The 22,750-nt window shown below is 38.3% G+C and carries 18 protein-coding genes; 7 read left to right on the forward strand and 11 right to left on the reverse strand.

The window, feature by feature from the left end; translation table 11 throughout:
- Positions 1-248 (forward strand): transposase (locus JN11_RS20925; RefSeq protein ID WP_144915227.1); only part of this gene is annotated, 248 nt, incomplete at its 5' end.
- 146 nt (positions 249-394) lie between these two features.
- Here JN11_RS20925 and JN11_RS20930 read toward each other — a convergent pair.
- From JN11_RS20930 to JN11_RS20940, 3 genes are all read right to left on the reverse strand, one after another.
- Positions 395-1,579, reverse strand: coding sequence for a DUF1624 domain-containing protein (locus JN11_RS20930; protein ID WP_144915820.1), 1,185 nt, complete (start codon positions 1,577-1,579; stop codon positions 395-397).
- Between the two features lie 207 nt (positions 1,580-1,786).
- Complete coding sequence (locus JN11_RS20935; protein ID WP_144915823.1) at positions 1,787-2,149, reverse strand: response regulator; 363 nt, start codon at positions 2,147-2,149, stop codon at positions 1,787-1,789.
- A gap of 4 nt (positions 2,150-2,153) precedes the next feature.
- Positions 2,154-5,366 carry a chemotaxis protein CheB gene (locus JN11_RS20940; RefSeq protein WP_144915825.1) on the reverse strand — a complete coding sequence of 1,071 codons (3,213 nt, stop codon included), beginning with the start codon at positions 5,364-5,366 and terminating at the stop codon, positions 2,154-2,156.
- A 319-nt stretch (positions 5,367-5,685) separates the two neighbouring features.
- On the opposite strand from JN11_RS20940, the gene JN11_RS20945 reads away from it, so the two are divergent.
- Positions 5,686-7,764 (forward strand): LruC domain-containing protein, encoded by a 2,079-nt coding sequence (locus JN11_RS20945; protein ID WP_144915828.1) that lies wholly within the window; start codon positions 5,686-5,688, stop codon positions 7,762-7,764.
- A 198-nt stretch (positions 7,765-7,962) separates the two neighbouring features.
- On the opposite strand, the gene JN11_RS20950 is transcribed toward JN11_RS20945, so the two are convergent.
- Genes JN11_RS20950 through JN11_RS20980 form a run of 7 tightly spaced genes read right to left on the reverse strand, consistent with a single transcriptional unit; the run spans position 7,963 to position 16,983 of the window.
- Positions 7,963-9,141: a glycosyltransferase gene (locus JN11_RS20950; RefSeq protein ID WP_144915829.1), complete on the reverse strand. Its 1,179-nt coding sequence runs from the start codon at positions 9,139-9,141 to the stop codon at positions 7,963-7,965.
- Between the two features lie 12 nt (positions 9,142-9,153).
- Positions 9,154-10,047: a glycosyltransferase family 2 protein gene (locus JN11_RS20955; RefSeq protein ID WP_144915832.1), complete on the reverse strand. Its 894-nt coding sequence runs from the start codon at positions 10,045-10,047 to the stop codon at positions 9,154-9,156.
- Positions 10,044-11,501, reverse strand: coding sequence for an O-antigen ligase domain-containing protein (locus tag JN11_RS20960; RefSeq protein ID WP_144915833.1), 1,458 nt, complete (start codon positions 11,499-11,501; stop codon positions 10,044-10,046). The genes JN11_RS20955 and JN11_RS20960 overlap by 4 nt, the downstream gene beginning before the upstream one ends.
- On the reverse strand, positions 11,501-12,814 hold the full coding sequence (locus tag JN11_RS20965) for an oligosaccharide flippase family protein (protein ID WP_144915836.1): 1,314 nt from the start codon (positions 12,812-12,814) through the stop codon (positions 11,501-11,503). The genes JN11_RS20960 and JN11_RS20965 overlap by 1 nt, the downstream gene beginning before the upstream one ends.
- Positions 12,811-14,049: a glycosyltransferase gene (locus JN11_RS20970; protein WP_144915838.1), complete on the reverse strand. Its 1,239-nt coding sequence runs from the start codon at positions 14,047-14,049 to the stop codon at positions 12,811-12,813. The genes JN11_RS20965 and JN11_RS20970 overlap by 4 nt, the downstream gene beginning before the upstream one ends.
- Before the next feature lies 1 nt (position 14,050).
- Complete coding sequence (locus JN11_RS20975) at positions 14,051-16,222, reverse strand: GumC family protein (protein ID WP_144915841.1); 2,172 nt, start codon at positions 16,220-16,222, stop codon at positions 14,051-14,053.
- A gap of 2 nt (positions 16,223-16,224) precedes the next feature.
- On the reverse strand, positions 16,225-16,983 hold the full coding sequence (locus JN11_RS20980) for a TolC family protein (protein WP_144915844.1): 759 nt from the start codon (positions 16,981-16,983) through the stop codon (positions 16,225-16,227).
- Positions 16,984-17,415: 432 nt separating this feature from the next.
- Here JN11_RS20980 and JN11_RS20985 point away from each other — a divergent pair, with 432 nt between their 5' ends.
- The 5 genes from JN11_RS20985 to JN11_RS21005 all read left to right on the forward strand — a co-directional run bounded on the left by JN11_RS20985 (position 17,416) and on the right by JN11_RS21005 (position 21,719).
- Positions 17,416-17,826 carry a response regulator transcription factor gene (locus tag JN11_RS20985; RefSeq protein ID WP_144915845.1) on the forward strand — a complete coding sequence of 137 codons (411 nt, stop codon included), beginning with the start codon at positions 17,416-17,418 and terminating at the stop codon, positions 17,824-17,826.
- A gap of 2 nt (positions 17,827-17,828) precedes the next feature.
- Positions 17,829-19,022, forward strand: coding sequence for a sugar transferase (locus tag JN11_RS20990; RefSeq protein WP_144915848.1), 1,194 nt, complete (start codon positions 17,829-17,831; stop codon positions 19,020-19,022).
- Positions 19,023-19,251: 229 nt separating this feature from the next.
- Positions 19,252-20,445 carry a glycosyltransferase family 4 protein gene (locus tag JN11_RS20995; RefSeq protein ID WP_144915851.1) on the forward strand — a complete coding sequence of 398 codons (1,194 nt, stop codon included), beginning with the start codon at positions 19,252-19,254 and terminating at the stop codon, positions 20,443-20,445.
- Positions 20,446-20,447: 2 nt separating this feature from the next.
- Positions 20,448-21,086 carry an acyltransferase gene (locus tag JN11_RS24935; RefSeq protein ID WP_170227816.1) on the forward strand — a complete coding sequence of 213 codons (639 nt, stop codon included), beginning with the start codon at positions 20,448-20,450 and terminating at the stop codon, positions 21,084-21,086.
- A gap of 75 nt (positions 21,087-21,161) precedes the next feature.
- Positions 21,162-21,719, forward strand: a complete 558-nt coding sequence (locus JN11_RS21005; RefSeq protein ID WP_246139066.1) for an acyltransferase — start codon at positions 21,162-21,164, stop codon at positions 21,717-21,719.
- Here the strand turns inward: JN11_RS21005 and JN11_RS21010 are convergent.
- Positions 21,716-22,747 carry a PAS domain S-box protein gene (locus JN11_RS21010; RefSeq protein WP_144915852.1) on the reverse strand — a complete coding sequence of 344 codons (1,032 nt, stop codon included), beginning with the start codon at positions 22,745-22,747 and terminating at the stop codon, positions 21,716-21,718. The two genes, JN11_RS21005 and JN11_RS21010, sit on opposite strands and share 4 nt — an antisense overlap.
- Positions 22,748-22,750: the final 3 nt, after the last annotated feature.

Consider the following 22,750-nt stretch of genomic DNA (forward strand, 5'->3'; position numbering starts at 1 on the left):
GGATGAATGAAGCATATGGCAAACAGATGATGATTATAAGAAAAAGCACCGTGGAACCCATCATTGGAAACCTTATTGAATACCTGGGCATGCGGAAAGTCAACACCATTGGGATAAAACTGGCCAATAAATGTATGATAATGGCTGGGATCGCATATAATCTCAAGAAACTAATAAAATACGGCGGAAAATGCTTTTGGGATGCGTTATTAAGTCTGTTATCGCCACGATTTGTTTTCTCACTTTAATGAATCTAAGGTTAACATAAATCGTCAGACTGGAATTGTAATTCCTAAACGCTTCGTTGTGCAACAGCCACGTTTCGTCTGGACGGGCGGATTATTATTTGGCAAATGTTGTCATCATTATCCATGTGTTTGCATCAAGCCAAATTTTACAAATAGCTCAGCCACCATTTGTCCTTGTTAGCCTGCTTGTAGGCATCGTAACGCTTACATAAAGGGTATAAGGCAATCACTATTGCTATCCAAACCAGGTAAGCCACCGGTAACGAAAATCCATAACCCTTCAAATCTTTAGTGAACCAGATAGGCTTTTGCAGTATCCATATTGTCCAGTCCTGCCCGGGTGTTAAGGCCGATGCGGTTAAGGCGATAAGGTGAATAATGTAGATATGGATAAGATAATAAAACATAGGCACCCTGCCATATACGGAAATAACGTTTACAACTGCCCCCTTTAGCTTTTCGGTAAATGCAAGGAATAAACATGCAGCACCCAATGTAATTAAAACGTATAATAACGATGGCGGATACTTGTTTACGTTAAGAAACGACAGGAAGGTAAAGAATGCATTTTTTTGAACGGTCCATTTAACCGGATCGCCGTACAGGTTGCTGTAACGTAGCACAACAAATAAAACAATAGCAAAAGCGCCTACGCTTAATAAATTTCGCTGCCTTTTTTTAACATCGTAGCTTGATGTATACCAGGTGCCCATGCAATAGCCCAAGGGCATAATGGCCATCAGCGGTACAATAGGATACCCCACTAAAAAAATCTCCTTATGCCAGGTAAAAAACCGTTGACTGTGCACCAGCGCCCAATCAAACGCTAACAGTGAGTTCCCTGCCACATGAACACCATCTAACAAATTATGGGCCGCCACTATTACAAGACAGATAACAAGAATTGATTTTACAGGCAGATGGATAAATGCGGCAAGCAGAATCATACTAACACCCAGCGCCCATATAGTAATAAAGAAAAACATGGGGAAAGTGATATTGAAATTCCAACCGAAATTCACCACTATCATTTCCAGAAAGATGAGCCACAGTCCTCTTTTTATCAGGAACACGGAGAGTTCTTTTTTAGTTTTCCGCTGCCCTATAAAGTACGCCGAAGTGCCGGCCAGAAACATAAATATGGGTGCGCAAAAATGTGTTATCCACCGGGTAAAAAATAAAATGCCGCTTGTTTTGGTCAAATCCAGCGGATCGTAATAAAATGAGCCCGCGAATAAATAATCTCTCACATGATCAAGCGCCATAATGATCATAATGGTGCCGCGCAGAAAATCGATAGAGGTTACCCTGTTTTTAATAATTGTGTTCATGCTGGTTTTCAGTTGCCCATAAAAGTAGCACTTTTGATAATTTATTTATGATAAGGTTAAATAATTGACGTCAATCTGGCACAACGCTTAAACTGCTGTGCATCCGGGCGGCACCCTGGACGGGCGCGATTATATTTTAGCTGAAAGCAAGCCGAGAAAGAGACTATTCATTAGTCTCATATTAATTGAATTAACACTTTTGTAAACCTATACTTCCAATTGCTTTTTAACACTGCTAAGCAATCGATCAATATCAAGGGGCTTAGAAATATAATCATTTGGCGCTCCCTGTAAATGCATTGATTCGGCCAGATCATGTGTTATTGAAATCAGGATGACGGGTAAATAATTGAGTAGCGGATTTTCCTTAATACTCCGGCAGATTACGCGGCCATCCATTCCGGCAAGCATCACATCCATTAAAATAAGATCGGGCTTAAAGTCCGCTATCTCTTCAAAGATGGTTTCGCCATGGAGTAATGTCCGTACCTCATAACCAAAATCAGTTAAAATAAAAGAAACTATTCGGAGATGATCTTTATCATCGTCAAGCACAAGTATTTTTTTCATCGTTTTAATTAAAAATGGGTGTAATGCTTGACTCCTGGGCTACCATTTTTAAATTTATTATAAAAGTTGTGCCAATACCGAGTTCACTTTCTACGGTGATACTGCCACCAGCTGCGTTTACTATCTTTTTTGCCAAATATAAACCAATACCCTGTCCTTCAACATCATGGCTCAACCGGCCATACATTTCAAATATTTTTTCAATTCCGCCTTTTCTAATACCCTTACCATTATCCTCTACGGTTAAAACAAGATAATCCCCATTTTTAACTGTGGTGATATGAATAACAGGGCTTTCGTCCCGCTTAAACTTAATGGCGTTCGAAATCAAATTATAAACGATGCTTCGTAAGTTTTTCTTTGAAAACATGATCTCCGTGATTTCAAGATTCCGTTTAATGATGGCTCCGGATTCTTTTATCTTATCTTCCAGGCTCCATTCAATGTTATTAATAATTTCGTCAAGGTCAACCGTATCTTGCGTCGACATCTCGCCTTCTACCTTGGCTATGGTGGCAATATCGGTAATCAGCTCACGAAACTTTTTAACAGACTCATTGATAATCAATAAAAAATCGTGCAGTTTGGCATCACTTAATGCTATTTTATTCATGATATTGATACTGGTCTCAATATTACTTAACGGTGCCAGAAGATCATGTGATGCAGCATGAATAAAATTATCCAGATCTGCATTGATGCGCAACAGACTAATATTTTTCTGATCAAGTTCAAGCTGGGCTCTTTTCAAAGCAGTTACATCGTTAAAAGTAATAACCGCCCCGTTATTTTTATTATCCGACTGTTGCACGTAAGGCATAGTCATAACCTGGTACCATTTACCGTTATTGGTCTCAATCTCCTTGGTAATGATACTTCCGTCAGTCAGCACTTGCTTTACATCCTCAATTATTGTTTCCAGTTTAATATTAGTAGAAATATTACTCAGCGGCCGCCCTATATCACTTTCCAGTAAATTGATCTGATTAACTGTTCCAGGTGAAAATTTCATTAGCAAGAGGCTATTGTTGATGAACTGCCCGTTTATATTGCTTCTGAAATAATTATTGAGGTCATCATTCAGTTCCAGCAATTCTTTATTTTTTGATTGATAGTCTGAATTGATGGTGTCCAGCTCCTCATTTACTGATTGCATTTCTTCATTAGTACTCTGCATTTCCTCGTTTGCAGAAAGCAATTCTTCATTAAACGACTGCATGTTTTCGTTAGAGGCATTCAATTGCTCACGTGAAGAGTGCAGGCTTACTTTGAGGTCCTTTACTTCTTCTTCAAGGTTCAGGGTGTACTGATCCAGGTTAATTTTTTCGTCGAAAATAAGGTCACCAGCCTCGGCGGTGCCTATAAAATTATCTTTTTTAAAGGTAACTATTAACCACCTTGGGCCCCCTGGTTTAAGTGAAAGGGGATTGACGGACAGTTTTACCTTAATTACTTTCCCATCATATTTAATTTTGATGCCGCTGGTACTTACCCTTTCATTTGTCTTTAAAGCTTTTTTACTTAAAGTATTAAAAGCCATATCAAGTGGTTTAGGTAATAGTGCAGTTAAGTTAGAATTGAAATGCTTGGGGAGTAAATATTTAGCTGTGTCGCCATATGATTTAATCACCTGGTTGTTTTCGTCAATGCAAATAGTCAAATAGTCCATTTCCTGTGCAAGGCTTTCGTGCATAGCTTCAGCCAGTGTCGGATTAACAGGCAAAACAATATTGTTATCTGACGTAAAACCAGATGGATTCCGCTTGACCTCCAATTGATCAGGGAATGAAAATGCATCAAAACTGACTACACGTTTAGCTTCGAGGTTACGATAAATCTTCCATTTTTTATTAACTACTTCAAGATTCTGAATGATAGGCATCGGATTTTCGCTCGAACCTAAAAACAAATAACCATCCATTTTAAGCCCAAAAAGTAACATGGCAAATATTTTCTTTTGCAAAACGGGCGTCATATAAATAAGCAGGTTACGGCAACTGATAAACTGCATATTACAATAGGGCGGATTCTTCACCAGATCATGATGTGCAAAAATCACCATCTTTCTTATCAAAGGTTTTACCCGGTAACTTTCGCCCTCTTTTAAAAAAAAACTTTCCAACCTGTGGGCTGATATATTTTTGGTAATACCAGCCGGATATAATCCTTTACCGGCATGTGCCAATGCTGCGGTATCAATATCAGTGGCAAATATTTTTACTACGGTATCTTTATAATCACCGGTTAACAATTCGGCTATTATAATAGCTATGGAATATACTTCCTCACCTGTAGCACAACCGGCCACCCATATTTTCAACTCTTCGCCAGGTGCCAGTCTTTTTAATATTTTCGGGAACACATTAGTTTCAATAAAATCGAAGGCTGGTGCATCCCTAAAAAAAGCGGTAACACTGATCAGAAAATCTTTGGCTAAGGCCTCAATTTCAGATGGGGTTTCTTTTAAAAAAAGTAAATATTTACCTAAAGAAGAGAAGTTATTCTGAGCAGCACGTCTTAAGGTCCTTCTCAAAATGGTAGTTTGTTTATATTCTGAAAAATCCAGCGGCAGCTTATCCTTTATGAGGTTAAGGATTGCTCCCAGGTTTTTCTCGTCATCCTTATTATCCGACACTAAGCTGATACCATATTGAACATAATCTTCAATAGCATTAGGCATAAGCTCAGGTTCCAGTACAAAATCTACCAATCCTGTTGCAATAGCATGAGAAGGCATACTACTAAAGTCAGAGTTTTCCGGGTTACGGGCTATAACCATGCCCCCGACTTTTTTAATTGCCTTAATCCCTTCAGTGCCATCAGATCCTAAACCCGATAAGATAATTGCAATTGTTTTTTCTCCAAAATCTGCCGCCAATGATAGTAAGAAATGATTGATGGTTAAGTGAGGCGTTTTCTCCTGATCTTTAGCAGTTAAAAAAAGCCGGCCGCCCAATACAGTCATATACTTATTATGTGGTATCAGGTACACCACATTGGAGGCGATGGTCAAACCTTCTGTTGCTTCCACCACGGCCAGTTTGCTATGCCGTGCAAGCAGCTCCACCATACGGCTTTTAAAATCGGATGATAAATGTTGAATAATGATATAGGAAACTCCATCCAGTGGTGTATGATCAAAGAAAGAATTGATCTCTTCCATCCCCCCAGCAGAAGCGCCAATAGCAATGATATAATGGGGAGGTTTAGGATGCATAGCAAGGTATTAAAGAATCGTTTAAATATTCGGAAAAAAAATCCGACAGGAAAGGAAAATAGAATGCAATCAATAATACGATTAAATTTTTGAAAATCAGCATATTTTAATAGCAATCGAACCGGAACATTGTTCTTGCTATTTATATGACTGGTAATTATCGGCTCTCATTTAAATATTATTGGCGCAAATTGCTTGCTTCTTTATACTTAAACTGGAAATATTCCAAAAAATAGAACATTTCAACATTCAACTTATTTATTATCAACTAATTAACAAGTGGCACTTACATTGAATTGTTCAATAAACTTAAAGAGGCATGAAACAAAAAGTTACTATTTTAATTATGGGGTTATGTGTAGTAATGTTGTCATGTAAAAAGACTGATAATATGCCAGGCAAAGCCCAAACAGCTACTGCACCAATTGATAGTGTTATAGCGCCTATGGGTTTTGATTTCAGCACCACAAAAACGGTAAGTCTTAATATCAGCTTTGCGGCAAACAATAATGATCCCATTGCCGGAATACCTGTAAATATTTACCAGGGCGATCCTACCGTTAGCTCTCCTATTTTTACTGCCATAACCAATTCTCAAGGGGTATTACAGGCCCAGGTGAATGTTCCGGCTTATATTGATACACTGATAATCGATGCTAAATACATTGGCCTAATGCGCAATGCAAAGGCGGTGATTAGTAACAATGCCATAACAGCCCAAATTGGAGGAGCTGCCGGCTACACCGGCAATATTACTGCAACCAACTATGCTGAGCATACGGCAATGGCTATGCGATCATTAAGTTTAACTAAAAATATGGCATATATAATTAACAATACAGTATATAATTATATGGGGCAATATGATAACTCCGGTGTTCCGGAATATCTTATATCTCCACCCGATGTGGTTACTGCCCAGTTGCTATCATTTTTAAATACATCATTGCCCGAAACACTGGACGTAAGAAAGCTTCATCCACAATATTTACAACCGTCGGCCACTTCCGATATTATCATTACTCAAACTGCCGATGTTTGGATAACTTTTGTAAGTGAGGGTGCCAGCTATTTAAACTCGCTTGGTTATTATACCTACCCAACCAATAATCCGCCACAAAGTCCGGCAGATATTAGCACGGTAAATTACATTTTCCCCAATGCTTCTTTACCAGGCTCAGGCGGAAACCTTAAATCGGGTAGTAAAGTTAAACTGGGTAGTTTTAATGCAGGTACATCAATTGGGTTCGTATTGCTTTCAAATGGATGGAATGGCAACACACAAACGGTAAATAGCAATACAACTAAATTTTATTCAACAACAGCCTGCAACCCTGAAACCAATCCCGATCTGAAAAAACACACCGTACTATTATATTCAACATCTCCGGACTTATTTCTTGTTGGTTTTGAGGATCAAAACAGGGAATCACCAAGCTGCGACAACGATTTTAATGATGTGGTATTTTACGCTACTTCCAACCCGGTAACAGCAATATCCACCATTAATATTGAACCTATTGACAAGCCTGTAGATTCTGACGGAGATGGCGTAAGCGATACATTTGACCAATTTCCGAATGACCCAACAAGGGCCTATATAAGTTATTATCCATCACCAAGCACTTTTGGCACCGTATTGTTTGAAGACCTGTGGCCTGCAACCGGCGATTATGATATGAATGACCTGGTTGTTGGCTATCGTTATAAAACCATTACCAATGCACAGAACCTGGCTGTTGAAATATATGCAGACTATATGGTCGAAGCATCAGGCGCTTCGTATGTAAGTGGTTTTGGGGTACAATTCCCATTCAGCCCAGATATGGTAAAAACAGTAAGCGGTCAAAAATTAGTAGGTGGCTACATAACACAAAACGCTAATGGTACCGAAGCTTCACAAAGCAACGCAGTTATTATACCATTTGATAGCTACAAGGCTATTATTAAACGTCCTGGTGGCTATTATATAAACACTCAAAATGGTGCACCTTATATTACCGGTGATACCGTACATGTTTATATGAGCTTTACAACCCCAATATCAGCATCAACTTTAGGTAATGCACCATTTAACCCTTTCCTTATCAGCAATCAGCGCCGGGGATACGAGGTGCATCTGGCCAACACACTACCTACTGATCTGGCCGATAAAAAACTATTTGGAACACTACAGGATAATACTAACCCAGTTATGGGTACTTACTATTTGAGTAAAAAATCATGGCCCTGGGCGTTAAACTTCGCAGGACCTTTTGATTATTCAGCCGAAGGTATTTCAATAGGTAAATCATACAATTACTTTTTGCAATGGGCACAATCCGGCGGTACTTTGCACAAGGATTGGTACTTAAATAACCCAGGCAACCGTAACGAATCAATGATCTATAAAAAATAATAAGTGCAGGGGTTATATTCAATGTGGAGGTCGGGCCTAGCCCGGCCTTTTTTATTGCCCTGAAAAACACAGGGGGGGGGTAGTGTTATGGTCTGGTTAAAAGATGATTAAATTACAAAGCTATCAGCACCCAGGTAAGTATTAATGCTGAGATAAGAGTAAATCACGTCCCACCAAAAACATCATAAAAACAAAGTCTTATTTAGCTTCGCCATGTGGCGTGTGGATAAAAGTGCGGTTAGCGTTTTTAAGTTTGAATAATAGCTTAAACATTGTAAAAAAAGCAGCTGGCAAACTAACTATAGCTTTAAATAACCTTCTGTCAAAATATTGAGGCGGAACGGCAAGAATTATAGCCGTATAAGTAACTATCCACAGTAAAAGCCAATAAACAGGGGGCAATGAATGCCCGGGAAGTAACGATAACATAAACATTACCGGCGTTATGCCCAGCAATATCAAACGTGGCAATAACAGTGTTTGTATTACCTTATCAAAAAAATCAAAGTTGCCCTTAAATAGTTGTACAAAGCCCTCTCCTACATATTTTTTCATGTAATTAAGTTGTGCTGACAACCAACGCCTACGTTGATTCTGTAAGGTTGATAACTGGTTGATTTTCTCATCGTAAACAATGGCGTTTTCGGCATAACCAAAACGAATGCGTTGTTTTAACAGGCGCAGTTCCATCTCTTTATCAAAGCCACCTACCGCAGTAATTTCGGGCATTATGGCTTTAAACAAATCAAATTCCAGTGCCATACCAGAGCCTATAATAGCACATGATAATCCTAAAGCACGATGTCCTTTTCGAAATATATGATTATTAATCCCTTCGCTTATGGCATCCAGTAGTGCATAATTAGTATCGGTGTTTTTTGCTACCCTTTGCCCCTGCACTACCCGGTAGCCGCTTTGCAGTGCCTCATTCATTCGTAATAAAAAGTCTTTTGCGCAAACATTATCGGCATCAAGCACCAGGGCATAATCATAGCTGAGTATGGTTTGCTTAAGGGCCACATTTAAAGCTTTTGCCTTAGTGCTTTTATCGAAAGTAACTTCCACCACCTGGACAGGAAGCGAGCGTAATGTCACCAATGTTTCCGGCTTTAATGAATCGGCAATAACCACCACGTGTTTTTTGTTTTCGGGATAATTTATTGCCAGTGCTGCGAGTGCTGTGTCTATAATCACGGCATCCTCTTTATAGGATGGGATGTATATTACAAAGGAACCTATGTGGTTACTTTGGGGTGCCGCAGATAAAGAAATAATACGACCAGCCAACGAAAACACAAAAAGGTAAATAGCCTGGAACGCAAGAAAAACGTACACCAATAAAGCAGGGAAAAAGATCAGGGCATTTAAGTAATTCATAATTTTGAAGATTTAAGTACGTTTATAATTTGCGTTCCACACCAGGCCCTGCCATATTTTACCAGCAAAATCCCATTTACCCTGCATGGCATATTTTAATAATGCAACAGGTGTTGAAATAGCAATAAAGAAAAGCCTGCTGATTATTCCTTTTATTCCGAAGGTATTTCGCCTTATAAACAATAATCGGTTACGACTTTGATAGTATATTTTAAGCGGGTTCATTTTCCCTACACTCATTGATTCTTTATGGTATACTACCGATGCCGGCTGATACCATATTTTGAAGCCGGCGCGCTGTGCATGCTCACTAAAATCCAGTTCTTCATAATAAAGAAAGTAGTCTTCGGGGAGCATCCCTATCTTTTCAAATACGTCTTTCTTTATAGCCATGGCCGCGCCATGTGCCAGGTGTGTTTGGTGGGCAACGTCATATTGACCTTTGTCCGCTTCACCGGTTCCGATAAATTTGCCACGGGCCGTAAATGAATTTATAGGTGTTCCACCAGCATATTGAATGGTATTTTTGGATTGATAGTAAAGTATCTTAGGACTAATAATACCTATATCTTCGCAGGTATTAAAAAGTCTAACTATTGGTTCAAGAAATGAAGGTTGAACCTCGGTATCATTATTTAATAAAAGAATAATTTCTCCCTTTGCTATGACAATCCCCCGGTTATTTCCACCGGCAAAGCCTTCATTTTTTTCATTCTGTATAAATGTAATAGCCGGAAAATCAGTAGCCAAATAACGGGCATCAATGGCCGAAGCATTATCAATTACAATTACCTCAACATTTGGATAAGTAATGCGCTGCAATGACCGCAACATTTCAACGGTAATGGCATCGGTATTATAATTTACCGAAATGATGGATACCAATGGATTAATGTAATTGTTCATAGTACAGCAGAATTTTCGGTTAAAATTGGCATCGGTCTTAAAATTCGTTTGTCCCAGCGGTAAGCAAGCCAAACAAAAGTAATGCTCATAAAAACAACCACGCCGGTGGGTGCCTGCCCCAAAACCTGGTTGCCGTAACTGGCAAAAGCTATACCAACAAAACCCGCAAATAGCGCCATGGCCATTTGCCGCAGCATTTTATCGTTCTTCATTTTAAAAATCATAACAGTACCCGAAATAATGAAGGTGAATATTACTCCCAGGTGCACCCAAAGGCCAACAATCCCAGTTTCTGCCCAAATACGTACATACCAGCTGTCCGTAGGGGTATCAGCTAACAGGGTGCCGGGGCTAAACCGTTGTCCCCATGAACCGGCAGAGCCGATGCCACCACCAATTGGCCTTGAAGCAAGGTAGGCCTTTAGTGTTTTTTGATTATTTAACCTTACCTGTAACGATGGATCGTTAGGGTCCATCGCACTCCGCATCCGCTGTATCTGGTAATTGGCGGCTCCTATTTTGGTAAACTTTAGCCCACAGAAGAGCAGCGCAACAATGATTACACCTACTGACAGAATTTTAAAGTTGCGCGTTAAAAACAGATATACCATTATCCCAGAAAGCGGCACAAACAGGGCGCCCCGTGTACCGGATATGGACATTCCCCAAAAGAAAAATCCGGCTAAGGCCCAGTATATTAACTTTTGCTTTAGCTTAACAGGCCCAAAGGAGAGTATTAAACAAACCAGCGCAATGTGCCCCATGGCTGCCCCAAATTGCCCGGCATCTGAATAAAAAGAAAATACCCTAAGCCTGCCAAACAGTATGTGCGTTTTGTAAGCACCGGCATCCAGCCACATTTGTTCGGCATGGTTAACACCCAAAAGCTGTTGTTTCATTCCCCATAAACACGCAAACAGCGACCATGCTATCCATATCCTGATAAAAATTTTAATCTCTTTAGGATCATTTAACAATAAAATGGTTAAGATAATCAGCTGGATCATGTATAAAGAGGTACCCCTAACCGAGTAAAACCAGGCGGCGAAACTTCGTGATTGAGGGTTTATAATTTCAAATATGGTAAAGGCTGTCCAAATGGCTATTCCATACACAAAAGGATTTTTCAAGTATTTATAATCCCTGCGGGTAGCTTTACTTAACGCTGCGATTAAGGATAGCAGTAAAAAAACATCCAGCGACAAACCAAACGGCGCTGTTGAATAACGGATCATCCCGTTCACAAAAAAGCCGAGGTTCAATACCGTGTATAGACCAATTCGCGGATTTCTGAAGAGCAAAACAATGTATATTAATACAAAAGGGATAGCTATGAATCCGGCGGCTCCGGCAAGGTCTGTTTCAGTTATAATATAGCCTAAAGCAATTGCAACTACAGATATAAATATTGCCTGTACAAACCATAAACTATATATTTTTTGTAAACTCATCATTATGCAGCAGGGATTTTTCTTAATAAGTTAACTGATGCTAAAACACCATGTTTCCAGAACAACTTTATGGCAAAAGTGTCAAGAACATCTTTTAGTTGCACCCAGCCTACAATTACACCCAGTAAAAACGTTATGGTTGAGCCTGCAGCCACGCCATATATGCCTGCCCCCATCCACAACGCAAAAACATCAAGCGATACATTTGTAGCCAGCATGATTAAAACCTTCATAGTGTTTTTTTGTGGGCGATTGCCTGCATCCAATAAAACGCCGCAAAATCTGTCAATAGGTATCAGGGCTGCATAAAAACAGAAGATCTGTAATAGCAATGCCGACTCATGGTACTTACCACCACCTAACAGGTTTACAATGTGTGAGGGGAAAATTAAAAATACAACCAGCATAGGGAAAATTAACGCAGTTAAAAACCCGCATTGCTTGTAAAATAACAGCTTTAACTCTTCTGACTTTTGTTGCTGAAACAGTGAAGCAGCTTTGGGCATGGTTACCGATGCAAAGGACCGTACAGGAATCTCTATAGCTTCAATTAACTTTTGCGGAACAGAATAAACGGCTACCGCTGCTGGCCCAAGCCAGAGCGCTATGATAAACTGGTCGCTGCTACGCAAAAGGCTTGATGTTACCATGGTAAACATGCTATACCTGCCAAAGGCCGATAATCTTCTTCGCTCAATCTGCAGATTCGTTTTCCATGTCCCAAATCGGAGCCATCCGAATATGGATCCAACCATACCAATACCAAATTGCAAGCAGCCATAAAGTAATACTACCGTTTCAATTGAAAATCTCAGTTTTACCTGAAAAAGCAGCAGGATAGTAAAGCCGGCAGCAAAAAATATTTTCACCACCGCTAATTTTTTAAAAAGCTGACTGGCCTGTAATTGCCATTGTAATAGTTGGTAAGGTAAGGCGCTAAAGAGCCAAAAAATGGTGAACCTTTTTGCCAGTAAAAAGGCACCGTTATCTAACTTAAAAAAGTACATAAATGGTAAAGCCAATAGGGCTATTATAATGGTAAAACCCAGTAAGAGCTGCCATGATGCCCCTATTAACCTGTTCTTTTCTTCGTGGTTGATGGAAACTGCAAAATATCTAACAAAGGGGGTTTGTACCCATCCGCTTCGCAGCATTTCTAATAATGTGTAAACAGTAAGCAGCATAAACCATTTACCTGCATCATCACGCGAATACTGATGGGCAATAAAGCCCAGATTAACAAAGCCAAGCAGCGCCGTGGTTCCGTTTGAAAATAACGACCAGGAGGTATTACTGTATAAAATTTTCTTTATCATGATGATAAGCTGCTTTTAATTAAAATGGAATCAGGAATTAATGTATTAGTATGGTATTGCTCTATAATCGCCATCAATTGTGTTGATCTCTCTTTCCAATCGGCTTTTCTCGCAACGCCTAACCGCTGTTGTTTTACACAATCATCTGTTTCTGCCAGTGCCATTTCAATATCGGCTATAAATAACTGAGAGGTTTTAGCTACATAGACAACCTCATCTGCCTCGCCTAATGATGCAAAAGGGGTAACTACAACGGGCAGGCCCATTGCCAAATATTCATTTACTTTTAAGGGGTATATGGCAGCGGTTAATTCATTGCAAACGTATGGGATAATACCTACGTCAATTTGCCTTTGCAGCAATGGAATCTGATCGGCCAGCACTGGTGGCTCAAAGCATACATTCATATATTTTAAAAGCCGGTCAGAAATGCTTTTTTCGCGCACCTTTCCGATAAAAAGGAAGCGTATCCTGGGCAATTGCTTAACAACCGTTTCTAATAAATCCAAGTCAATCCTATTATCCATTGTTCCGGTGTAGCCAACTGTTTTTATATAGCCCTCGTTGAGTTTGCGGCTTTTCATGTTGCTGAAGAACGCATTAAAATGAACGCCGTTATTAACTACTTCTACCGGTTTATTGATCTTTTGCTTTCTCTTTTTAAGCTCGTCCGAGCTTACAATTACCAGGTTGGTTTTTGAGATAAATTTTTCTTCTTCAATTGTAGCAAATCCCTTAAACCAGGGAACATTAGAAAAATCATCATAAATGTAGTAAACGGTAAATTGCAGGTTATTTATAGTCCAGTAATTACCTAAAAAGGGCTGAAAGGAATTAAAGCCTATAATATTGTGCATCTGTAGCTTTTTAATGGCTTTGTTAATATAATAGCCTGTTATTGCAGCATTAATCCTGTTTACTATTTTAAATAATGGGTATGATTTGATAATAAAAGCAGGCAACACCGGCGGTAGTGATAATACACAAAGCCCGGTTCCATCATCACCGCTTATCCTTCTCAAACGCTTTGTTATGCCAAGCAGCCGCTTCCATTCAAAATTCTTTTTACCAAGTATTCCTTTTATTAAATCGGATATGGTATAGGCATAATCAACATAAAGCACCAGGTTGTCATCCGACAGGCCTTTCATTAATTCAACTGTCGACCGTAAATAATCTGCTTCCCAGGCTGGCAGGGCAAAGCACACAATATGTTTTGGTTTTAATTGCTCCATTTTATTTAAGGTTCAGGGTTAATAGTTTTTTTATTTTTTTGCGTAGCCAGCTCCTTTTTTTGGGGACCTCCCCTATTAAACCGTCAAGGTTAGCCTCGTCAGTATTTATAAGCCAGGTAAAAAATGGAATATCATTAATGGCGGCCTTTACTTTTATTAATATCTCCTTATCAAGCGGCAACCATGTATCATTGGCTTTAAATGCCAGCAGCATTAAATCGGATGATTTTGCAAACGAAACAGGCAAACTGCTTTGTGATAAATCGGGGGAGATATAAATAGTCAGTTGGTGTTTCTGTGGAGTTTCATTTACCAGCTCATATACATTTTTGTAGTTGAGATGCACCAGGTTAGGTGTGTAAACTGCGAAAGCATTTTGAGGTAATGCTGCTGTGAAAACCTCTGAATAATTTATAGGAACAATCCAATAGGTATCATTATATAGTGATGATAAAAACTTATGCAGCCGTTTTAAATCTGTTTTCGGGAAAACACCAGCCTTGGTTGTAATGATTGATATTTGCGCGTTACCGTTATCTTCAATTGGTTTGGAGATGTAAGGAAGAATAGTGCTTACAAATTTTTCTGCAAGCAAATTCCGGAGGGCGTGCTGGTAAGGCATTATAGTCACCCCACCCGTAATGGATACCCCGGCCAAGGGAAGCCCTATAGTTTTTTTTGCCCTTTCGGGACTACGGATAGAAGAATCCATAAACTCTTTTCCAATGGCAAACGTCACCACCAATATAAAACCCACAAAAAATGAAAGTCCTATCAGTAATCCCCGGGTTGATGCTTGTGGCTGCAATGGAAAAAACGGCTTATCCTGTACCACAATATTTGAATTGAGGGATAGATTGCTTTGGCGCAGCCGGGCCAGGTGTAAACCATTTAAAATGGCCAGGTATTCTTTTTCATTAATATCTATCTGGCGCTCAAGCTGTTTTAATGTAGAACCAAGAGGCGCAAGTTCATCTATCTCATTAAGGTAATTTTGTTTTTGATTATTAAGTACACCCAGCCCAGCTGTAGCTTTATCACTACTTACAGAATTGTCTATATATTGCTGTATAAGACTAGGGCGCGGAATGGTCTCTGGCGTATAATTTAAATTAAGATATTTGTTGGACTCTGATTTTAAAGAGTCATCCAGCATTTTAACTCTTTTCGAAAACTCGTTAATCTTCGCTGTGTTATTATAAACTTTTGCCCGTTCCAAACCTGAGTTAGCCTCACTTAAATGCTGCCGCAGATTTATCAGACTCAGTCCATTCGAAACCTGGTTTTCCCGTGAACTTAGCTTCTTATCAACTTGCAACAACGCGTGTTTGCTGCCGCTTTGGTTCACTTTTTCGGCATAAATTTCTTTATCAAGCTCTTCTTTTGCCTGGGCAACGTACCTGGTTTGTTCGTAATAATTTATTACTCTGTTCTTCTGTCCAAATACTTTTAAATCATTCTCTGATGCCGCCAGCCTGGTTTTGGCATCAGCAAGCTTTGTTTCAAAATATTGAACGGCACTATAGGTTTGGTCAGATTTAAGACGTTTATAATTTGCAGTAAAAATACTGCTGTGTAATTGAAGTACGCGTAAACAAACCGCAGGGTCATTACCTGAATAAACCACCTGGATAATATCACTGGTATTGATTCGGGTTACTACCAGGTTTGATTTCAGATCATCAATACTATAAAATGAGCCTGGTTTATTTAAAATATCAGTTATTACATTATCATCTTGAGATGTATAAAGCTGGTTGATATAGTTGTAAACACTTTGAGGATCTTTTAGCTGTTTTGCACGCGCTAACAGCCTATTGTCAACCAGTTTTCTGAGGCTTTCAAAACCTGCACTGCCTAAAACATGAGGATCGGGTTTTGTTAATAAAAGGTGCTCCGCAAGTAAATGCAGTGAAACCTGTTCAATGGTTTCGCGCGATTTAGCCGAGGCTAAAAGGTTATCAAATGCATTGTTGACTGCAAAGTAGTCCAGTCTTTCATCTTCAGTACTGGTTATTGAATAGCCGCTGGCTACACCTGTATATAAAGTAGTTGAGCTGGAGTATTCTTTTTTAGCTTTTTTAGTAAGAAAGAAAACAGTAATGGCACATATAATGGGTAATAAAATAAGCCATTTGGTGTACTGCAACAATAATTTTATATAATGTACCATGCTTATCTTTTTAAAATTAATTGTTGAAATGGCACACCAACCAATACTTCAAATTGGTTGTAATAGGTTGAAAACTGGCGTTTTGCTTCCTCGTAATCTGCACGGGCATTTACCTCTATTGTTTTTAAGCGGGAGAGCTCTCCTAAATCAATTATTCCATCCCTGAACTGTTTTTCGGCTATCGCATATTCACTTGTGGTAGACTGTTTTGCATCACTGCGGATAGCCAGCAAATTGCTTGAATATAAAAGGTTATAATATTGAAGTATTACTTCCTTTTTAAGCTCCTGTATAGACTCATCCTTTTTGTTAATGGTTGAGTTGAGATCGTGCTTATAGATTTTTGTTTGAGACTTGCGACCCAACAACTCAAACAGCGGCAAGTTTACCTGAACACCTACCCTTAAACCGTTAGTTACATTAGAGGAGGTTTGTGTGCCCGGTGACTGACTATCGGCCGAAACAATACTTTGATTGCCGGCTGAGTAGTTTACAAAGCCCACTACGTTATTTGACCATTGCTTTTTACTAAATTCCAATTGTGATTTTGCCGCTTCAATCAAATCGTTTTGAAATTTAACAGACGGCGAATTATTTACAGCAAGCTCCAAAATACTATCGAGCGGTACTATTTGTTGTTGCAATTCCTTTTGCTCATCAAGCAATACAGGTGCTGATTTTCTTTCCGCACCTGTTGTTTGTGCGTAACAGGCATAGTGAAGTATTAAAAGAAACAGGGTTGAAAAAACTTTTATTCTCATTTCTATTTGATAATGTTTTCCGGTAATTAATTAGCAATTGATTTACTGTTTTATTATCGGTTAACCTACTAAGTGCAAAACTATACCAAAGCCTATATTTAAATTAAATATCTGATTATTAGTTATTTATAATTTAGTTTATATGGGTTTTATTTCCAGATAATGGAAAATAATCTTAAATATGGAGGAGATACTCAGAGTGGTTCAGTATTCCATTTCACCTCTTTAAAAGGCTGCAATTTTTAAATAAGTGTATCTAAAGCCTTAAAAAAATCAACTTATAGTTTTTTCAGTTATTGGACTTTCTTCCATATTCTGGAAAATGTTAATTTATTAATTAACTAATAGTCAATACATTAAGTAATGGCATGTTTATAGGGTATCTACTTTAAATTACTATAAATGTTAAATAAAACTTAAAAAACATATTTTATGAATTTTTCAAATCCTAATAATATTAAAGTGTTTGTAGTTGAAGATGACTTGTTTATGCAAGCCGTACTTCAGGAGTTTTTGCAGGCCACTTATGAAGTAGCTATTTATCCAAATGGGTTCGATGCCTTGGCCAGTATGCAAAGAGGTAATCTTCCTGATTTAATTATAGCCGACTTAAATACGCCGCAGTTAGGTGGCCTTGAGCTTATTGAACAAATAAAAATCAGTGATTTCTTTTACTCCATTCCAATTATCATTCTTTCTGGTGAGGAAAGCACAGCCAAAAGGATTGAATGCCTAAATGCAGGTGCCGACGATTTTATTGTAAAACCGTTTAATCCTGCTGAACTGGATGCAAGGATAAAAGTTATTTTAAGAAGGATGGGTAAATTGACCTTAAACTTATAAATATGGAGCAAACCTTAACCGCCACAACACCAATTATAGCTATAGTTGGATTTGAAGATGATCAGTTATCTGTATTTATAAATTGCGACTTTAAGGACAGATACATAATGCAATTTGCCAATGGTATTAAAATGGTTTCAGCATGGCAAACAGACAATCTTCATATTGTTGCTATTATTTCATTCAGCGAAATTATGGCACCCGGGGGTATTCCTTTAATTGAGGCACTCAAAAAAAAGGGCTTGCCTGAAGTTCCGTTTTTTTTAGTAGTAAACCATTTAAATACAAACCTATCCAAACTGGCCCTGGCTGCAGGTATTACTGATGCATTTAAATTGCCCCTAAACCCGGTAAAGATTGAGAAGAAGGTTAATTTTTTAATCGATAACCAATCAAAACTGAATAATATTTCGCAACCAAAAAGAGCCAATATTAAAGGTATTGGCATTGCAAAAAGAGCTTTTGATTTGTTTTTTGCCGGCACGGCACTTTTGGTATTATCTCCATTGTTTCTGATTATTTATTTAATGATAAAACTGGAATCAAAGGGGCCTGCTTTTTATTATGCCCTGCGTGTGGGCTCTGGATACCAGATATTTAAATTCTATAAATTCCGGTCAATGTATGTTAATGCAGATGCCAGGCTAAAAGATTTAAAGCACCTGAACCAGTATAATATTGATGCCGCAAATGAAAAAGAACCTGCTGTTTTAAACCACGGCTTATGCAATGATTGCAGAGCCTATAATAAATGCCAATACCCTTTGTTTGCTGATGGCATTGAATGGTGTGAAAAGGATTTCAGGACCGAAAAGAAATCAACTTCAAATTCCGCATTTTTTAAGATAAAGAATGATCCTCGGATTACCAGGATAGGTAATTTTATCAGGAATACAAGTATTGATGAGCTACCTCAATTATGGAATGTGATAATTGGCGACATGAGCATTGTTGGCAACAGGCCATTGCCACTGTATGAAGCTGAAAAATTAACAACTGACAAATATGTATTAAGGTTCTCGGCTCCGGCAGGGATTACTGGCTTGTGGCAGGTGGAAAAGCGTGGTAAAGGCGAAATGAGTGAAGAGGAAAGGCTGATGCTTGATAACAAGTATGCACAGAGCCATAGCTTAAAATACGATTTGAAATTAATATTGAGAACAATACCTGCGTTGCTTCAAAAAGAGAGCGTATAAAATGATTTTTACTATTGGTTAGAGGGCTGATGATTTCAAGGAATCGTTGGCCTTTTTTAATGCCCTATACTTTTCGCGCTCCAAAAGACCCGTATAATTTATGGAAACATTCCATTTTATGGAACAAATTTTTAATTTAAATAATTGATATATAGACACTTAAATATATGGCATATTTATAGATTATATTGTTTTAATTAATAAGTAATCAATACTAAACTTTAATAATATGCTATTAGCCGAAAATATTTTACTCCCGAATCAGGAAATTTTTGAAAAAGCTAAATTACAGATTGCTATTGAAGTGCAACGGATATTCAGGCCACGTAAGCATGGAATGGATGTTGTTGCTCAGGAACTCTTAAAACGTCTTCCTTTAGGTACCGACACCATTGATTATCATGTAATGGTTAAGGACGATAGCGACCGCTGTATTACCTCAATCCCTCACAGAATAGTTCATACTATAAGAAAGGCCCCTTATTTTATCTGGGAGCAATATTTTTTACCTAAAGCATGCCGCAAATTAAAAGCAGATATTTTGCATTGCACCGCCAACACAGCACCATTATCAGGCGCAATGCCACTGATATTGACCCTGCATGACATCATATTTCTCGAAAAATCAAATATCCTGGCCAAAGCAAGCTGGTATCAGCGATTGGGTAATTTATACCGAAGTCTTACAGTTTCAATTATAGCAAAAAAAGCATTGCGTATTATAACAGTTTCGGAGTTTCAAAAAAAGCTGATTGTAGAAAAACTCCAGATCCCTGCTGAAAAGGTTAAGGTAATTTATAATGGTGCTGATGAACGTTTTTTTGATCACTACAGCCAGGCACAAATTGATGACGTACTTCAAAAATTTGGCTTAAAAAAAGGCTATATCTTTTTTATGGGAAATACTGATGCCCGGAAAAACAATATTGGGGTGGTACACGCTTATGCACAATTATTATTGCATAACCCGGCAGCACCCAGATTGGTTATGAAGGGCTTAAAAAAAGAGCAGCTACAGCATTTACTTAAACACGAAAAACTAGAATGGTTGGAAAAAGAAATCGACCTTATTGGTTATGTGGGTTATATTGATTTACCTGCTATTTACCAGGCAGCATGTATGTTGTGGTTCCCCTCATTTAGCGAAGGCTTTGGTTTGCCAATAGTTGAGGCCATGGCCAGCGGAATACCGGTAGTTACTTCATCTGTTTCATGCATGCCAGAAATAGCAGGTGATGCTGCGCTGTTTATCGATCCTAAAAATCCAACATCGTTGGCTTTTGCGGCTCAGCTTATACTAACAGACAATGAACTTGCAGAAAAATTATCAGCAAACGGAAAAAAACGTGCTGCTTTATTTACCTGGGATATTGCCATTAAAAAAACTGTTGAGATTTATCACGAAGTTGAAGCGATGATTTAACAATGAATATTAAAGAAAGAGTATTAGAGCGGTTAAGAGTGCTGTCTATTGACTATTATGACAGGCAACCTGAATCAACCAAAGAAAATATATACATACGGTGGGTGCTGATAAAGACTATGTTAAAAGGTTCTTTAAACCTGATAAACGCATCGATAAGGCTCAGAAATTGCACAAAAGGGAGAATGGTAACCGTTAAGGGAAGGTTGAATATAATAGCAAAAGGCAAAATAATAATAGGTAATAACTGTAAAATCTGGTCACATATAGGCACTACGCAAATATCTGCCGGGCCGCGTGCTACTATTGAAATTGGCAACAATACTTTTATTAATACAGGTACTATTATAACATCCCGCAGGCACATAAAAATTGGCAAAAACTGCCATATAGCCAACCAGGTAATTATGATGGATGATGATTTTCATGATGTGGGTAAAAGGGAAGCAACATCAGGCAAGGAGGCCATTATCATTGGTGATAATGTGTGGATAGCCACACGAGCTACCATTTTAAAGGGCGTATCAATAGGTGAAGGTGCAGTTATAGCAGCCGGTGCCGTTGTAACTAAGGATGTGCCTGCATTTACATTAGTTGGCGGTGTACCTGCAAAATTTATAAAAGCGATAACATCGCATTAATAATTAAACTTTTAAATGATGAGTTTGTCGGCTAAAATAAAGTCAAGTCCGCGCATAAAAAATATGGTGTATAAAATGATCGTAAGAAATGCACGGCCGCGTTTTTGGATCAGATTCTTTATTACCCCTTTTATGCATCATTTTGGTAAAAAATCGGTTATTCGCCGGTATACCAGGATGGATTTGTTTCCTTTCCAAAAATTCAGCATTGGGGCCAATTCTACCGTAGAAGATTTTTGTACGGTAAATAATGGAGTTGGCGATGTGTTTATTGGAGATGATTGCCGTATTGGTTTGGGAAGCGTATTAATAGGCCCCGTTACTATTGGCAACCAGGTTATTTTAGCACAAAACATTGTAGCCAGCGGGTTAAATCATACCTATACTGATGTTAATTTACCTATCAGACTGCAAAAGGTAACAACAGCACCCATAATTATTGAAGACGAGGTTTGGATTGGGGCAAACGCAGTTATAACAGCCGGTGTAACTATTGGCAAACATAGCGTGGTTGCCGGTGGAGCTGTAGTTACCAAAAATATTCCGCCTTATAGCGTTGCAGTTGGCAACCCGGCTAAAGTTATTAAACGGTATGATTTTGAAAAAAAGGAATGGGTAAAAGTAATTGTTTAAAGCCACGTGGTTTTACCCATTAAAGGCTGAAAATCCTCTACTTTAGATTTATCCGTAATACTTTTTATAATCTCGTCCAATTCATTAGCTGAACTTGAAATGTATTCCAATATTTTTTCTTTTTCTTCCAAAGAATCATAATTGTCGCTCGCCAGAGGGACGAGTCCCATTATCCGGGAAAGAGGACCTCTCACTACGTGTGACTGGATCCATGAAATTTCCTTTAATTTTTCATTCTGATCTTCAATAGTTTCAATATACTTTAACCTTTCGGTTATATCAGTCGCTATTACAATTGAAGCGTTTTTGCCTTTGTATTGAACAGGGGCAATTTGAACTTCAACATTTATTATATTGCCATTTTTCTTTTTGTGGATCATTAATCTACTGGAGTTTTCATTTGGATTCCGTTTATCCTCTTCCAACCCGCGATAGAGATACTGAATTTCTTCAACTGGCCTTATATCTTTCAACGTCATATTTAAAAACTCCGGCTTGCTGAATCCGTAATGAATTACAGTAGCATTATTAACATCAAGAAACTTTAACGTTTCCAGATCAACAACGTACATTGGCAATGGACTTAAATTAAACAGATCGCTGTACCTTTTTTCAGATTGTTTCAGGTCTAAGATATTTTTCTTGCGCTCGATGCTGTAAATAATGCTTTTATACAAGGACATTGCCGTTAACTCGTCCTTTAAAATATAATCTGAAACACCCAGCGAGATTGATTTTACACCAAACGAAAAATCAACATAGCCGGTTAAAACAATCACAGGGGTATTTTTACATAATTCAATAATACCTTCTATAAGTAATTCTCCGGTTCTGTCAGGCAGGGAGAGATCCAAAAGAATAACATCAAACTTATTGTCTGTTAAAATTTCAAGGGCTTGATTACAAGTTGTAGCATGCGATATTTTCGGGGTTACAATTTGTTCAAATAAGAAATCTTCAACCAAGGCAAAATCTCCCGGGTTATCTTCAATCACAAAAATTTTGTAGGCATGTTTATCTGAAGTCATTTT

The sequence above is a fragment of the Mucilaginibacter frigoritolerans genome (genome assembly GCF_007830615.1).
Lineage (GTDB): Bacteria > Bacteroidota > Bacteroidia > Sphingobacteriales > Sphingobacteriaceae > Mucilaginibacter > Mucilaginibacter frigoritolerans.